The sequence below is a fragment of the Micromonospora tulbaghiae genome (assembly GCF_900091605.1).
GTDB classification, from domain to species: domain Bacteria; phylum Actinomycetota; class Actinomycetes; order Mycobacteriales; family Micromonosporaceae; genus Micromonospora; species Micromonospora tulbaghiae.
Window position 1 is genome coordinate 54575 of sequence record NZ_FMCQ01000005.1, and the last position, 15116, is coordinate 69690.

Sequence of the window (15116 nt, forward strand, 5' to 3'; positions counted from 1 at the left end):
GTACGCTCTGGCGCATGAGACGTCGCGGCGTGACCGTCCTTCTCGGTGCCCTGCTCACCGCCCTGCTCAGCGTCGGCGTGCTGAGCGTGCCGCTGCCGTACGTGGTGCTCGGCCCCGGTCCGACGGTGAACACGCTGGGCAGCGAGGACGGCAAGGAGGTCATCCAGGTGACCGGCCGCGCGACGTCCACCTCCGTCGGTCAGCTGCGGCTCACCACAGTCGGTGTCCAGCCCACAGTGCGGCTGCGGTCGGCGCTGGCCGGATGGTTCTCCTCGGACGAGGCGGTGGTGCCGCGCGAGCTGGTCTACCCGCCGGGGGAGTCGCAGGAGGAGGTCGAGAAGCGCAACGCGGAGGACTTCCAGAACTCGCAGACCAGCGCCGAGACGGCGGCGCTGCGCGAGCTGGGCTATCCGATCAAGGTGCTGGTCAAGGCGGTCACGCCGGGCGGCCCGTCGGTCGACGCGCTGCGGCCCGACGACGTGGTCACCTCGGTCGACGGGGCGCCGGTGACGAGCGCGGCCAAGCTCACCGAGCTGATCCGGGCGAAGCCGGCGGGCACCGCGCTGAAGATCGGCTACACCCGGGGCGGCACCCCGGGGACGGCCACTGTGACCAGCCGTGAGCAGGACGGCCGGCCGCGGATCGGCGTGGAGATCGACCAGCAGCAGTCGCACCCGTTCACCCTCAAGATCGACCTGGGTGACATCGGCGGGCCGAGCGCCGGGCTGATGTTCTCGCTCGGCATCATCGACAAGCTGGAGCCGGCCGACCTCACCGGCGGAAAGATCATCGCCGGTACCGGCACCATCGACGACGAGGGTCGCGTCGGCCCGATCGGTGGCATCGCGCAGAAGCTCGTCGGCGCCAAGGACGCGGGCGCGAAGGCGTTCCTGGTGCCCGCCGACAACTGCGCCGAGGCGGTCCGCAACCCGCAGCCGGGACTGCCGCTGCTGAAGGTCGCCACGCTGGGTGAGGCATTGAAGGCACTCGAGACGCTGCGCGCCGGGGGGCAGCCGACGCGCTGCTGAGGCGGGGCCGGGCGGCGGCCGGCGGGCGGATCGTGACGTGACCTTGACCCGACGTGCTCAGGAACACCCCGTACTCTTGGTGCCTGGTCGGAGCCGATCACATCGAGCGTGCGGAGCCAACAGTGGTCATGCGTAGCAGTCCCTTACCGAGGATGAGTCGGCGCGGACGCGTCACCATCGGTGTCCTGATCGGGGTGTTCATCTTGTTCACCCTCCTCGGGTGGGGGGTCAACGCCTGGACCGACTGGCTCTGGTTCGACGAGGTCCGCTACACCCAGGTCTTCACCGGCGTGCTCGCCACCCGGCTGCTGCTGTTCCTGGTGGTCGGCGCCGGCATGGCGCTGCTCGTCGGCGGCAACCTCTGGCTGGCCCACCGGCTGCGGCCCAAGATGCGTCCGCACTCGGCCGAGCAGGCCACGCTGGAGCGCTACCGGATGCTGCTGAGCCCGCGGCTCGGCACCTGGATCGCGCTCGCCGCCGTCGTCGTCGGGCTGTTCGCCGGTCTGTCCGCGCAGAGCCGGTGGGGCCAGTGGCTGCTGTTCCGCAACGGCGGCGACTTCGGCGTGAAGGACCCGGAGTTCGGCGTCGACGTCGGCTTCTACGTCTTCCAGCTCCCGTTCTGGCGCTACGTGCTCGGCGTCGGCTTCACCGCCGTGGTGCTGTCGCTGCTCGGCGCGCTCGCCGTGCACTACATCTTCGGCGGCGTCCGCCTTCAGGGCGTCGGCGACCGGATGACGAACGCCGCCCGCGCCCACCTCAGCTCGCTGGTCGCCGTGTTCGTGCTGCTCAAGGCCGTGGCCTACGTGCTCGACCGGCGGGCCATGCTGCTGGAGTACAACGAGGGCGCCAAGCTCTACGGCGCCGGCTACGCCGACGTGAACGCGCTGCTCCCGGCGAAGGAGATCCTCGCCTGGATCTCCGTCGTGGTGGCGATCGCGATCATCGTGTTCTCCAACGCCGTCATGCGGAACCTGGTCTGGCCGGGCATCTCGCTCGCCCTGCTCGGTGTCTCCGCGGTGGCGATCGGCGGCATCTACCCGTGGGCGGTGCAGACCTTCGAGGTCAAGCCGAGCGCCCGGGACAAGGAGGCGCCGTACATCGAACGCAGCATCAAGGCCACCAGGTCCGCGTTCGGTCTCGACGGCACGAAGACCACACCGTACGCGGCCAGCAATCTCGTTCCACCCGCCAGCCTCGCCACCGACACCTCCGTGGTGTCGAACATCCGGCTGCTCGACCCGCAGCTCGTCTCCGAGACGTACACGCAGCTCCAGCAGGTCCGCGGGTTCTACGACTTCGGCTCGAAGCTGGACATCGACAGGTACTCGGTCAATGACAAGACCTCCGACTACGTGGTCGGCGTCCGTGAGATCAACTACGGCGAGCTGACCGACCAGCAGAGCAACTGGATCAACCGCCACACCGTCTACACCCACGGATACGGCCTGGTCGCCGCCCCGGCGAACCAGGTGGTCTGCGGCGGGCAGCCGTACTTCGTCTCCGGCTACCTCGGCGAGAAGGCGCAGGAGGCGTGCTCCTCGCCGACCGAGGAGATCCCGGCCCAGCAGCCGCGGATCTACTACGGCGAGCGGATGGAGGCGAGTGACTACGCGATCGTCGGGCAGAACGGCGACCGCAACGTCGAGTTCGACCGCCCCACCTCCACCGGTGGCGAGCAGTACTACACCTACACCGGTGAGGGCGGCGTCAAGATCGGCTCGTTCCCGCGCCGGCTGCTCTACGCGATCAAGGAGCAGGAGTCGAACTTCCTGCTCTCCGAGGCGGTCAACGAGAACTCGAAGCTGCTGTACGTGCGTAACCCGCGCGACCGGGTGGAGAAGGTCGCGCCGTTCCTCACGCTCGACGGCGACCCGTACCCGGCGGTGGTCAACGGACGCGTCCTGTGGATCATCGACGGCTACACCACGGCGGCGACCTACCCGTACGCCGAGCGGGTCAACCTCCAGGCGGAGACCACCGACGAGCTGACCGGCCGGGGCACGTTCCAGCTCGCCCGGGAGAACGTCAACTACATCCGCAACTCGGTGAAGGCGACCGTCGACGCGTACGACGGCACGGTCAAGCTCTACTCGTACGACGACACCGACCCGGTGCTCAAGGCGTGGAACAAGGCGTTCGGCGGCGACCTGGTGCTGCCCAAGGGCGACATCCCGGCCGAGCTGGCCGAGCACTTCCGCTACCCGGCCGACCTGTTCAAGGTGCAGCGCAACCTGCTGACCAAGTTCCACGTCACCGACCCCGGCGACTTCTACTCCGGCCAGGACTTCTGGCAGGTGCCGAACGTGCCGGACGCGCCGGACAGCGGGCAGAAGCAGCCGCCGTACTACCTGTTCACCCAGTTCCCCGGGCAGGACGGGCCACGCTTCCAGCTGACCTCCGCGGTCACCCCGAACGGGCGGCAGAACCTCGCCGCGCTGGTCTCCGGGTCGTACGTCGACGGGCAGCCGAAGCTGGAGGTGCTGGAACTGCCGGATCAGACCCGGATCTCCGGGCCGACGCAGGTGCACCAGCAGATGACCAACAACGGCGACATCCGGCAGCAGCTCAACCTGCTCTCCTCCAACCAGGCCCAGGTGCAGTACGGCAACCTGCTCTCACTGCCGTTCGCCGACGGCATGCTCTACGTCGAGCCGGTGTACGTGAAGAGCAGCAGCCAGGACGCGTACCCGCTGTTGCAGAAGGTGCTGCTCTCCTACGGTGACGGCGGCTCGTACGTGGTGCTCGCCAACAACCTCGCCGACGGCATCAAGCAGCTCGTCGAGCAGGGCAAGCAGGCGCCGAACAACAACCCGCCGCCCAGCACCGACGACAACCCCACGCCGCCGCCGACAGGGGGCGACAACAACACGCCGCCGCCGATGAGCGGGGAACTGGCCCAGGCGGCTGCCCGGGTGCAGACCGCGATCGCCGAGGTCAAGGCCGCGCAGACGTCCGGCGACTTCGAGCGGTACGGGCGTGCGCTGAAGGCGCTGGACGAGGCGATGAGCGCGTTCCAGCAGGCCCAGGCCGCGGCCGGCGGCTCGGGCAACCCCGCGCCGTCGGGCAGCGTCTCGCCACCGGCGCCGACGTCACCCGCGCCGACACCGGGCGGCTGACGCCGAGCTGACACCACGAGCCCGTGGTCCGGGACCGCAACGGTCCCCGGACCACGGGCTCTGTCGTGAAGCGGACTTCCCGGCCGCAACCCCGCACCCCGCCGCGCCGTCAACAGTGCAGGTGAACGTGTGGGGGCGGGAGGGCACATGCGTGACGCGGACAGCTTCGACGACTTCTACCGCAGCACGTCGGGGCGGGCCGTCCGGTACGGCTACGCGGTGGCCGGCGACCCGGCCGAGGCCCAGGATCTCGTGCAGGAGGCGTACGCCCGGGCCTGGCGGCAGTGGGCGAAGCTGGCGGGCCATCCCGCGCCGGAGGCGTGGCTGCGGCTGGTGATCAGCCGGCTGGCGACCGATCGGTTCCGGCGGCTGCGCGGGTGGCGCCTCGCGGCCAGCCGCACCGGCCCGCCACCCGACGTCGGGCCGCCGGGCGAGGACACCGTGCTGCTGGTCGCGGCGCTGCGGCAGCTCCCGCCCCGGCACCGGCAGGCGCTCGCCCTGCACTACCTGTTCGACCTGCCGGTGGAGGAGATCGCCCGGGAGGCCGGCGTGCCCACCGGCACGGTGAAGTCCTGGCTGTCACGGGGACGGGCCCGGCTGGCCGAGCTGTTGCCCGGCGTCGCCGCCGAGGAGCTGGAGGTCAACGATGTCGCCTGAACTGCACCGCTACTACCGGTCCCTCGCCGCCGACACCGACGAGCGGGTCCTGCCGGCGCCGGACCGGCTGCGCCGCAGCGCCGACCGCCGGGCCCGACGCCGCGCCGCGCTCACCGTCCTGGCCGCCGCCGGCCTGGTCGCGGGCACGGTGGCCGGAAGCCAGCTGGTGCTCGCCGCCGGGCCGGGCCCCGACCCGGTTCCGCCCCCCGCGGGTACGCCCACCCCACGGCGTTCGTCCGCCGCGCCCTCGGTCGCGCCGTCGCCCACCACCGGATCGCCGACCCTCGGCCGTACTCCCGGCTCGCGGAGCCCGGTCGTGACCACCACGCCTCCGGCCGCCGCGGCCCCGACCACGGTCCCGGACCGGGCGTTCTTCGTGCTTCCCGCCGCTAACGACGCCGGCACGGGCAACTACTTCGGCCCGGGACCGGTGTTGCCGGCGCTGTGCGGGGCGACACCCGGCGACGAGCGGGTGGTGGCTCGGCGGGCCCGGTCGTTGCCGTACCGCCGGGCCGGCGCGCCGGCTGACGAGGTGCCGTCCGGCAACTACCGGCACAGCATCACGATCTACCGGTCCGGCGGCGCCGGCGCCGCGCTGGCCGAGCTGCGCGCGGCGGTCCGGGCCTGCCCCGAGCAGCCCGCCCGGGGCGCGCCGTCGGTGACGGTGCGGCAGCGTCTGCTGCCCGACACCGGGTACGGCGACGAGTCGGTGCTGTTCGAGACGCGGACGCCGTACCGGGACGCCAACGGCGATCCGAGCGGCGGCGACGAGGTGCACCTGGTGCGTGCGGTGCGCTCCGGCGACGTGGTGACGGTGCTGTGGGAGCAGGGCTGGGAGAGCACCTCGACCCAGCGTCCCCAGTTCGACGCGGACAGCCGCCGGGCGGTCGAGGCGATCCGGCGGTGGCTGGACTGAGTACCCGTTTTGCGCCTCCCCGGGTCGGTGCGCTACGGTTATCGAGCCGACGCGGGGTGGAGCAGCTCGGTAGCTCGCTGGGCTCATAACCCAGAGGTCGCAGGTTCAAATCCTGTCCCCGCTACTCATGACGAAGGCCCCGGAGTTCTCTCCGGGGCCTTCGTCGTTCCGGCCCGAGGCGCCCCGGAAACGGCCGGCGCCGGGATCGGGTACCCGGCTGATCTCCAGGATCGGGGTGCGATAAGCTGTATGAGCCGACGCGGGGTGGAGCAGCTCGGTAGCTCGCTGGGCTCATAACCCAGAGGTCGCAGGTTCAAATCCTGTCCCCGCTACAAAGGTTCAGGCCCGGAATCCACGGATTCCGGGCCTGAACTCATTCCGGCGCCGTCTCGGTGAGGGCGAGCAGTTCCGCGCGGGCCAGCCGGAGCTGCTCGTGCGTGACGTAGGCGGTGCCGATGCCGATGGCGATTCCCTCCGCGGCGTAGCGGACGGCCCAGACGCGGCCCGGCGGCAGGCCGTCGGCGGCGAAGGCGCGGTTCCAGCGTGCCGGGTCCTCGGGATCCACCGCGAGCACGTGCTCCATGCTGTCGACCCCGAGTTGCGCGAGCAGGCCGGTGGCGCTGTTCAGTTCCGCCAGGTACGCGCTGTCTCCGGTGAGGGCGCGCACGTACCCGCGGGTGAAGGCTCCGGGCCGGTCGTCGGCGGGGTCGACGTGGGCGTTCACCTCCGCCCAGAACCGGGTGATCACCTGCTCGACGAGGGCGGCGAACAGGTCCTCGCGGGAGGGGAAATGGTGCATCAGGCCGCTCTTGGTGACACCCGCCTCCTGGGCGATGGCGGCCAGGCTGACGTTGGCGCCGTGCTGGGTGACCACCCGTTCGGCGGCGTCCAGCACTGCTCGCCGGGTGCGTGCACGATCGCGGATCGGACGACGTTCAGTGGTTGACACGAACACCTCCACCGGACACGGGCTCGGAGGGAATGATCTTCCAGGCCACCACCGCGGCGCCGACCAGGATCACGGCGGCCACGAAGGTGGCGGACTGCATCGCCTGGGCGAAGGCGTCCTGTGCCGCGGCCACGACGCCGGGCGTCGGTGACCCGTACACGGCTGCGGCCAGGGAGTCCTCCGCCAGCGCCCGATCGGTGGCGGTGGCCCCGGCCGGGAGCGTCAGCGACGAGCGGTAGAGCAGTCCGTGCAGCGAGCCGAGGACGGCGATGCCGAGCGCGCCGCCCAGCTCGTACGCCGTCTCGGCCACCGCCGACGCGGCACCCGCGCGCCGCTCCGGGACGGCGCCGACGACGGCGTCCGTCGAGAGCGTCATGGCGACACCGATGCCGAGCCCGATGACGGCGAGGCCGACGCCCAGGCCCCAGTAGCTCCGCAGGTCGACGCTCATCCCCATGACGGCGAGTCCGACGGCGGCGGCCATCAGTCCCAGCCCGATCGCGCGGCCCGCACCCAGCCGCGCCAGCAGGACGCCGACCAGCGCCACCACGAGCACCGCGGCGAGTGTCCCGGGCAGCTCGGCGGCGCCTGCCTTCAGAGGGCCGAAGCCCCGGACCAGCTGGAGGTACTGGGAGAAGAAGAACAGCAGCCCCAGGAACCCGAAGATGGCCAGCACGTTGGCGGCCAGCGCGCCCGAGAACGCCGGCACCTTGAACAGCGAGACGTCGAGCAGCGGCACCGCCAGCCGGTTCTGCCGCCGCACGAACCACCATCCGGCCAGCAGCCCGGCCGCGGCTGCGGCCACGGTGAGGGCGTCGACCCCGTCACTGAACAGACGCTTGAGGGCGAAGACCAGCGGGACGATCGTGACGATGGACAGCGCCGAGGAACCCACGTCGATCCGCGCCGGCGCCTCGCCCTTCGACTCCGGCAGCAGCAGCCACCCCGCCACCAGCGCCAGCACCATCACCGGCACGTTGATCAGGAAGACCGATCCCCACCAGAAGCGCTCCAGCAGCGCGCCGCCCACCAGCGGGCCGAGCGCGGCCCCGGCGGTCGCCCCGGCGGACCAGAGCGCGATGGCCCGGGCCCGCTGAGCGCGATCGGCGAACATCGAGCGGACGATCGAGAGCGTCGACGGCATCAACGTGGCGCCGGCCAGGCCGAGAAGGGCACGGGCCGCGATCAGCACCTCCGGCGTGGAGGCGAAGGCCGCCAGCACGGACGCCGAGCCGAACCCCACAGTGCCGATCATCAGCAGCCTTTTCCGGCCGATCCGGTCGGCCAGGTTGCCCATCGTGATCAGGAGCCCGGCGAGGACGAAGGCGTAGATGTCCCCGATCCACAGGATCTGCGTGGCACTGGGCCCGATGTCCTCCGTCAGGGACGGGACCGCGAGGTAGAGGACCGTCCCGTCGATGGCGAGGAGAAGGACCACGAGGACGAGGACCACGAGGGCCGCCCATTCCCGCTTTCCGGCACGGGCCGGCGCGGGGTTGGAGCGCAGGGAGGAGGTCACCGGCCAACCGTAACAGTCCAAATGGACGGCTAATCGTGAATAACGCCACCCGGGCTGCGGCAGCGGCCCTTCGCCGCGTCCGGCGGCATCCTTCCGTCCGCCGTGCCCCGGTTGCGGGTCTCGGCGAGGATGGGGGCATGTCTGCATGGAACAAGTGGTGGGGCCGCCTGGGCGCGGTCCTCGGTACGGTCGTGCTCTCGGTCTTCGTGCCGGTCGCGGCCTGGGCGTCGTCGGGCACCGGCGAGATCGTGGTGGAGGCCGCGCGCCGGCGCTCCCGCGGCGGGTTCGGCTTCCTCGGCCTGCTCTGCTGCCTCGTGGTGGTCGGCGGCATCGTGCTGCTGGTGGTGCTGCTCACCCGCAACCGCCGCAACCGCCCCCCGCGCTGACACCCGCGCCCACCCCGCCCACGCCGAGAGGGCGAGCGGGTGGGGTGGGTCAGCCGGCCAGGGCGGCGTTCGCCTGGGCCATGAAGCGGGAGGTCGCGGTGCGGGCGCCGGCGCGCTTGCCGCGGATGCTCTCGGCCGCCTCGATCAGCAGCGTGCGCACCGCGGCGTGCCCCTTGGGCGGCGGCGCGGGTGACGGGCCGGCCAGGTCGTCCAGCTCGGCGCCGAGCGCCGCCATGCGCTTCTCGGCCCGGCCGGTCACCTCCGCGGTCACGAACGAGCGCACCTGCTTGCTGGCGTTCAGGCCGCGCTCGACGCCGAGGAGCCGGCCGGCGGCCACGTTCGTGGTCAGGAAGTCGAGCACGTCCACCACCGTCTCCGGGTGGCGGGTGCCCCGGAAACCGGCCCAGTACATCGACGCGCGCGGCCACTGCGCGGCGGGCGTGCCCGGGAAGGCGACCGCGCCCAGCTCGTCGTCGGTCAGGCTCTGCAGCTCGGGCAACTGGTGCGACCAGGCGAAGGAGGCCGCGGTGTGCCCGGTGACCACGAGCTGGCGGGCCAGCTCGCCGCTGTCGGCCTGCTCGACCAGGGCGGCGCTCGGTGTGGCCCGGTCGAAGCGCGCCACCTCCCAGAACTCGAACCAGGCGAGCAGTTCGGCGGAGCTGAAGCCGAGCTGCCGCCCCTGGTACAGCTCGCTGCCCTGGCCGCGCAGCCAGAGCCAGAACGCCCGGTAGTCGCCGGAGGCGTCCATGGTGCCCGCCACCCGGTTGCCGGAGGCGCGCGTGACGCGGGCGGCCCAGGTCACGTACTCCTTCCAGGACATCCCGGTACGCGGCTCGGGTTGCCCCAGCCGGCGCAGCAGCCGGCGGTTGAACACCAGCGCGGCGCTCGTCTGCGCGGCCGGCACGCCCACCGTGCGCTCGTCCACCCGGCCGTAGCGGGCCAGCTGCTCCGGTACCTCGCGCAGGTCGAGCCGCTCGTCGGCGACGTACCGGGTGAGGTCGAGCAGGATGTCCCGGCCGGCGTACTCGGCGAGCAGGGTGTCGTCGATCTGGAACAGGTCCGGCGCGTTCCCGCCGGTGGCCTGGGTGGCGATCCGGTCGTAGTAGCCGCCCAGCCCCTGCCAGGTGACCCGGAAGCTGACCCGTGGGTTCTGCTGCGAGTACAACCGCAGCGCCTGTTCGGTGGCCGCGGCCCGGCGGGCGCCGCCCCACCAGAACACGGACAGCTCGATCGGGCTCTCGTCGGCGGCCACCTCCTCCGGGCTGCACCCGGTGAGCAGCGGCAGTGCGCCGGCTGCGAGCGGCAGCCCGGTGAGCGCGCCGAGGAACCGTCGCCGGTCGAGCCCGGGACGGGGTACGGACTGCGGAGCGCGCACGAATCTCTCCGAAGGTGGGGTGGACGGATCATTTCACCGGCCCCCGGCCGGGTGTCAACGCCGGGCGGGGCGGCTGGTGGGCGCGCCCGGCGACCCGTGCCGGTCATGGTGTACTAGCGCCGTGGAACTTCTGCACTCGGGCAAGGTCCGGGACGTCTACGCCGACGGCGAGGACCTGATCCTGGTCGCCACGGACCGCGTCTCCATCTACGACGTGGTGCTGCCGACCCCGATCCCGGACAAGGGCCGTCTGCTCACCGCGCTGTCGCTGTGGTGGTTCGAGCAGCTGTCCGACCTGGTGCCGAACCATGTGATCTCCGCGACGGACGTACCGGCGGAGTTCGCCGGCCGGGCGATCCGCTGCCGGCGGCTCGAGATGGTGCCGGTCGAGTGCGTGGCCCGGGGCTACCTGACCGGCGGCGGCTTCACGGAATACCAGCGCACCGGCTCGGTCTCCGGAGTGCCGCTGCCCCGCGGCCTGGTGGAGGCGTCGATCCTGCCCGAGCCGATCTTCACGCCGTCGACCAAGGCGCCGAAGGGCGAGCACGACGAGCCGATCACGTACGAGCAGGTGGTGGACAAGGTCGGGCCGGAGGTCGCCGAGCGGTTGCGGCAGATCACCGTCGACGTCTACCGGCGCGGCGCGGAGATCGCCGCCGAACGGGGCATCCTGATCGCCGACACGAAGCTGGAGCTGGGCTGGGCGTCGGACGGCACGCTGGTCCTCGGTGACGAGGTGCTCACCTCCGACTCGTCCCGGTTCTGGCCGGCCGAGTCGTACCAGCCGGGCCGCGCCCAGTTCTCCTACGACAAGCAGTACGTGCGGGACTGGGCCACGTCGAGTGGCTGGGACAAGCAGCCGCCCGCGCCGGAGGTGCCGGCCGAGGTGATCGAGGCGACCCGGGCGCGCTACGTCGAGGTGTACGAGAAGCTCACCGGCAACCGCTGGGACTGACGCTCAGTCGACCCAGTCGAGCGTGCGCCGGACGGCCTTGTGCCACTGGCGCAGCTCGCGCTCCCGGTGCGCCGGGTCCATGGTCGACTCCCACTGCGCGTCCGAGCGCCACTTCTCGCGCAGCGTGGCCAGGTCGGGCCAGAACCCGACGGCCAGGCCGGCGGCGTACGCGGCGCCGAGGCACGTCGTCTCGGTGATCCGGGACCGCACGACCGGCACGTCCAGCACGTCGGCGAGGAACTGCATGAGCAGCTCGTTGCCGGTCATCCCGCCGTCGACCCGCAGCCGGCGCAGCGCCACGTCGGAGTCGGCGTTCATCGCGTCCACCACCTCCCGGGTCTGGAAGGCGGACGCCTCCAGCACCGCGCGGGCCAGGTGGCCCTTGGTGATGTAGCCGGTCAGCCCGGCGATGACGCCCCGGGCGTCGCTGCGCCAGTGCGGGGCGAACAGGCCGGAGAAGGCCGGCACCACGTAGCAGCCGCCGTTGTCGTCGACGGTGCGGGCCAGCTCCTCGACCTGCGGGGCCGTGGAGATCAGGCCGAGGTTGTCGCGCAGCCACTGCACCAGCGAGCCGGTGACCGCGATGGCGCCCTCCAGCGCGTACACGGCGGGCTGGCCCTCGATCCGGTACGCCACCGTGGTGAGCAGGCCGTGCCGCGACGGCACCGGGCTGGCGCCGGTGTTGAGCAGCAGGAAGCTGCCGGTGCCGTAGGTGCACTTGGCCTCGCCGGGCTGGAAGCAGGTCTGCCCGAACAACGCCGCCTGCTGGTCGCCGAGCGCGCTCGCCACCGGCACTCCGGCCAGCACCCCCTGGGCGGTGCCGTACACCTCGGCCGAGCTGCGGATCTCGGGTAGCACGGCGGCCGGGATCCGCAGCGCGTCGAGCAGCTCCGGGGCCCAGTCGAGCGTCTCCAGGTCCATCAGCATGGTGCGGCTGGCGTTCGTCACGTCGGTGACGTGCCGGCCGGTCAGCTTCCAGATCAGCCAGCTGTCCATGGTGCCGAACAGCACCTCGCCGCGCTCGGCCCGCTCGCGCAGCCCGTCGACGTGGTCCAGCAGCCAGCGCAGCTTCGGGCCGGCGAAGTAGGTGGCCGGGGTCAGGCCGGTGCGGGTCCGGAGCCGCTCCTCGTCGTACGTCCCGGTCAGCTCGCGCAGCAGCGGGCCGGTGCGCGTGTCCTGCCAGACGATCGCGTTCGCCACCGGGCGACCGGTCTCCCGGTCCCACACCACAGTGGTCTCGCGCTGGTTGGTGATGCCCACCGCGGCGAGCATCTCGGTGCCGATGTCCGCGCCGGCCAGCGCCTCGCGCACCACGTGCTCGACGTTCGTCCAGATCTCCTCGGCGTCGTGCTCGACCCAGCCGGGGCGGGGGAAGACCTGCCGGTGCTCGCGCTGGGCCACGGCGACGATCTCACCGGCCCGGTCGAAGACGATGCAGCGCGAGGACGTGGTGCCCTGGTCGATGGCGGCGACGAACTCTGCGGTCACGGCAGCACCGTACCCGCCGTGAGCGCCCACCGTCTCCCTCCTGCGGCCCGTACGATCATCAGACGTGCGTGACATTGCCGTGTTCAGCGGGTCGGCCCATCCCGACCTCGCCGCCGAGATCTGCGCCCACCTCCACGTCCCGCTGCACCCGGTGCGGGTGTCCCGGTTCGCCAACGACTGCCTGGAGGTGCAGTTGCAGGCGAACTGCCGGGAGCGCGACGTCTTCCTCATCCAGCCGCTGGTGCCGCCGGTGCAGGAGCACCTGGTCGAGCTGCTGCTCATGATCGACGCGGCCCGGGGAGCGTCGGCCGCGCGGATCACTGTGGTGCTGCCGCACTACGCGTACGCGCGGTCGGACAAGAAGGACGCGCCGCGCATCTCCATCGGCGGCCGGCTCGTCGCCGACCTGCTCACCTCCGCCGGCGCGCACCGGGTGCTGGCCATGACGCTGCACTCGCCGCAGGTGCACGGCTTCTTCAGCGTCCCGGTGGACCACCTGCACGCGCTGCGCGAGCTGGCCGCCCACTTCAAGGGGTACGACCTGAGCAACGCGGTGGTGGTCTCGCCGGACCTGGGCAACGCCAAGGAGGCCGCCGCGTTCGCCCGGATGCTGGGTACGCCGGTGGCGGCCGGCGCGAAGCAGCGCTACAGCGACGACCGGGTGCAGATCAGCACGATCATCGGCGACGTGACGGACCGGGACGTGATCGTGCTGGACGACGAGATCGCCAAGGGCAGCACGGTGATCGAGCTGATCTCGCACCTGCGCGAGCGGCAGGTCCGCTCGATCCGGCTGGCCTGTACGCACGGCCTGTTCTCCAGCGGGGCGCTGGAGCGGCTGAGCGCACAGGAGGGCGTCCTGGAGATCGTCTGCACCAACACGGTGCCGATCCCGGCGGACAAGCGGGTGCCGAAGCTGGAGGTGCTGTCGGTGGCGCCGGCGCTGGCCGAGGCGATGCGGCGGATCCACAACGGGGAGTCGGTGAGCGCCCTGTTCGCCTGACGGGCGGGTCAGCCGTCCATCGGGCCGGTGGCGGGCTGGCGGGTGGCGAGCGCGGCGGTGATCCGGACGACGGTGCCGGCGTCGCCGCTCTCCACCTCCATCGCGTCGCTCAGCTCCCGGGCCAGCCAGAGGCCCCAGCCGCCGGCGGTGTCCGGCGCGGGCCGGTCGCGGTCGCGCAGCCGCCGTTCGCTGATCCCGGGCCCGTGGTCGGCGACCTCGCAGACCAGTTCGCCGTCCCGCTCCCAGAGCCGTAGCCAGCCCTGCCCGCCGCCGTGCCGGACCGCGTTGGTGATCAGCTCGTTGACCGCCAGCACGAAGTCGTCCAGCCGTTGGCCGGACAGGCCCGACCCGTGCGCGCAGGAGGTGACCGAGTGCCGCAGCCCGGTCACCTGCGCCTGGTCGAAGGCCGTGGCGAGAAGCAGGGAAGGTTCGATGGGCACAACCGTACGCGGTGCGGGGAGTTCTGCGTCTGTCATGACCCCGTCCCGACGATGGTTCTCGACGACTTTCGCGGCATTTCCACCGTACGTCAGGGTTTCTCAAGCCGCACCGCCCGGGGTGCCCTGGACCGGCTGTGACAGGGTGACGCACATGCCGTCGTCCTCCGGCCTCGAGGGCCCCTTCTGGCGATCGATCGCGGTGTTCCGCTTCGCCGCGCTCGCGTACGTCGGACTGGTCGTGCTGCGCGACGCGGACCGCTACGCGCACCCGGTCGCCGCGGGCGGTGTCCTGCTGGCGATGCTGGCGTGGAGCGGCGTGACGGCGGCCGGGTACGGCCGTCCGGCCGGGCGGCGCTGGCCGCTGCTCCTGGCCGACCTCGGCGTGGTGCTGGCGATCATCCTGGTCACGCCCTGGGTGGTGGGCCGCGCGGCGCTCGCCGCCGGTGTGCCGATGCTGACCGCCGCCTGGCTGGCCGGGCCGGTGCTGGCCTGGGCGGTCTCCGGTGGCCGGCGGCGCGGCGCGGTGGCCGCGCTCGTGCTCGGCGGGGCCGACCTCGCCACCCGGGACCGGATCAGCCCGTCCGCGCTGACCGGGGCGATCCTGATGCTGCTCGCCGGTGTGGTGGTCGGGCACGTGGCGCGGCTGGCGGTGGAGGCGGAGGAGCGGTTGCAGCGGGCGGTGGAGTTGGAGGCGGCCACCCGGGAGCGGGAGCGGCTGGCCCGCGACATCCACGACTCGGTGCTCCAGGTGCTCGCGCTGGTCCGGCGACGCGGCGCGGACCTGGACGGCGAGGCGGCCGAGCTGGCCCGGCTGGCCGGCGAACAGGAGGCGGCGTTGCGGGCGCTGATCGGCCGGGCGGGCGCGCCGCCGGATCCGGGCGGTGACGAGCAGGACCTGCGCGACCTGATCGACAGGTACGCCTCGGCCACGGTCGTGGTGTCCGCGCCCGCCACACCGGTGCCGCTGCCGGCGCGGGCCGCCGGTGAGGTGGGCGCCGCGGTCGGCGCGGCGCTCGACAACGTGGCCCGGCACGCCGGCGGGCGGGCCTGGGTGCTGATCGAGGACGAGGAGGAGAAGGTGACCGTCTCGGTACGCGACGAGGGGCCGGGCATTCCGCAGGGACGGCTGGCGGAGGCCGCCGCGCAGGGGCGGCTCGGGGTGGCGCAGTCCATCCGGGGCCGGGTGGCGGACCTGGGCGGCGAGGTGCGGATCGTCTCCGCGCCCGGTGCCGGCACCGAGATCGAGCTGGTCGTGCCGAGGAGGCGTGGGTGAGCCTCCGGGTG

General features: G+C 72.4%; 13 protein-coding genes and 2 tRNA genes. 10 read left to right on the top strand and 5 right to left on the bottom strand.

The annotated features are described in order from the left end of the window. The first annotated feature begins 14 nt into the window (after positions 1-14). From GA0070562_RS16240 to GA0070562_RS16265, 6 genes are all read left to right on the top strand, one after another. On the top strand, positions 15-1028 hold the full coding sequence (locus GA0070562_RS16240) for a YlbL family protein (RefSeq protein WP_175438762.1): 1014 nt from the start codon (positions 15-17) through the stop codon (positions 1026-1028). Positions 1029-1156: 128 nt separating this feature from the next. Next, on the top strand, positions 1157-4144 hold the full coding sequence (locus GA0070562_RS16245) for a UPF0182 family membrane protein (RefSeq protein ID WP_225853321.1): 2988 nt from the start codon (positions 1157-1159) through the stop codon (positions 4142-4144). A gap of 147 nt (positions 4145-4291) precedes the next feature. Further along, entirely contained in the window at positions 4292-4801 is a 510-nt protein-coding gene (locus GA0070562_RS16250; RefSeq protein WP_013288396.1) for an RNA polymerase sigma factor, read from the top strand. After that, the gene (locus tag GA0070562_RS16255; protein ID WP_091422240.1) at positions 4791-5717 is read left to right on the top strand and encodes a hypothetical protein; all 927 of its coding nucleotides are present in this window, start codon (positions 4791-4793) and stop codon (positions 5715-5717) included. Before GA0070562_RS16250 ends, GA0070562_RS16255 begins: the two co-directional genes overlap by 11 nt. 50 nt (positions 5718-5767) lie before the next feature. Next, positions 5768-5841, top strand: a tRNA-Met gene (locus GA0070562_RS16260). A gap of 134 nt (positions 5842-5975) precedes the next feature. Continuing rightward, positions 5976-6049, top strand: a tRNA-Met gene (locus GA0070562_RS16265). Positions 6050-6090: 41 nt separating this feature from the next. Here GA0070562_RS16265 and GA0070562_RS16270 read toward each other — a convergent pair. Both GA0070562_RS16270 and GA0070562_RS16275 read right to left on the bottom strand, forming a co-directional pair. After that, positions 6091-6666: a TetR/AcrR family transcriptional regulator gene (locus tag GA0070562_RS16270; protein WP_091423233.1), complete on the bottom strand. Its 576-nt coding sequence runs from the start codon at positions 6664-6666 to the stop codon at positions 6091-6093. Then, positions 6653-8185 (bottom strand): MFS transporter, encoded by a 1533-nt coding sequence (locus GA0070562_RS16275; protein ID WP_091422243.1) that lies wholly within the window; start codon positions 8183-8185, stop codon positions 6653-6655. Before GA0070562_RS16275 ends, GA0070562_RS16270 begins: the two co-directional genes overlap by 14 nt. A gap of 137 nt (positions 8186-8322) precedes the next feature. On the opposite strand from GA0070562_RS16275, the gene GA0070562_RS16280 reads away from it, so the two are divergent. Further along, a complete protein-coding gene (locus GA0070562_RS16280; protein ID WP_091422247.1) occupies positions 8323-8571 on the top strand; it encodes a hypothetical protein in 249 nt (82 codons plus the stop codon). 49 nt (positions 8572-8620) lie between these two features. Here the strand turns inward: GA0070562_RS16280 and GA0070562_RS16285 are convergent, their stop codons facing one another. Continuing rightward, positions 8621-9946 carry an ABC transporter substrate-binding protein gene (locus tag GA0070562_RS16285; RefSeq protein ID WP_091422252.1) on the bottom strand — a complete coding sequence of 442 codons (1326 nt, stop codon included), beginning with the start codon at positions 9944-9946 and terminating at the stop codon, positions 8621-8623. A 121-nt stretch (positions 9947-10067) separates the two neighbouring features. Here GA0070562_RS16285 and GA0070562_RS16290 point away from each other — a divergent pair, with 121 nt between their 5' ends. Then, entirely contained in the window at positions 10068-10901 is an 834-nt protein-coding gene (locus GA0070562_RS16290; protein WP_091422255.1) for a phosphoribosylaminoimidazolesuccinocarboxamide synthase, read from the top strand. A 3-nt stretch (positions 10902-10904) separates the two neighbouring features. Here the strand turns inward: GA0070562_RS16290 and glpK are convergent, their stop codons facing one another. Continuing rightward, a complete protein-coding gene (glpK, locus tag GA0070562_RS16295; protein ID WP_217493429.1) occupies positions 10905-12389 on the bottom strand; it encodes a glycerol kinase GlpK in 1485 nt (494 codons plus the stop codon). Positions 12390-12453: 64 nt separating this feature from the next. Between glpK and GA0070562_RS16300 the strand changes: the two genes are divergently transcribed. After that, complete coding sequence (locus GA0070562_RS16300; protein ID WP_091422264.1) at positions 12454-13392, top strand: ribose-phosphate diphosphokinase; 939 nt, start codon at positions 12454-12456, stop codon at positions 13390-13392. Positions 13393-13400: 8 nt separating this feature from the next. On the opposite strand, the gene GA0070562_RS16305 is transcribed toward GA0070562_RS16300, so the two are convergent. Next, entirely contained in the window at positions 13401-13868 is a 468-nt protein-coding gene (locus GA0070562_RS16305) for an ATP-binding protein (RefSeq protein WP_091422268.1), read from the bottom strand. Positions 13869-13983: 115 nt separating this feature from the next. On the opposite strand from GA0070562_RS16305, the gene macS reads away from it, so the two are divergent. Next, positions 13984-15105, top strand: coding sequence for a MacS family sensor histidine kinase (macS, locus tag GA0070562_RS16310; protein WP_091422273.1), 1122 nt, complete (start codon positions 13984-13986; stop codon positions 15103-15105). The last annotated feature ends 11 nt before the right edge of the window (positions 15106-15116 follow it).

Bases quoted from the DNA above. Each gene is read 5' to 3' on its own strand.
- GA0070562_RS16255 (WP_091422240.1), top strand. From the start codon at position 4,791: ATGTCGCCTGAACTGCACCGCTACTACCGGTCCCTCGCCGCCGACACC.
- GA0070562_RS16280 (WP_091422247.1), top strand. From the start codon at position 8,323: ATGTCTGCATGGAACAAGTGGTGGGGCCGCCTGGGCGCGGTCCTCGGT.
- GA0070562_RS16245 (WP_225853321.1), top strand. From the start codon at position 1,157: ATGCGTAGCAGTCCCTTACCGAGGATGAGTCGGCGCGGACGCGTCACC.
- GA0070562_RS16305 (WP_091422268.1), bottom strand. From the start codon at position 13,868: ATGACAGACGCAGAACTCCCCGCACCGCGTACGGTTGTGCCCATCGAA.
- GA0070562_RS16250 (WP_013288396.1), top strand. From the start codon at position 4,292: ATGCGTGACGCGGACAGCTTCGACGACTTCTACCGCAGCACGTCGGGG.
- macS (WP_091422273.1), top strand. From the start codon at position 13,984: ATGCCGTCGTCCTCCGGCCTCGAGGGCCCCTTCTGGCGATCGATCGCG.
- GA0070562_RS16240 (WP_175438762.1), top strand. From the start codon at position 15: ATGAGACGTCGCGGCGTGACCGTCCTTCTCGGTGCCCTGCTCACCGCC.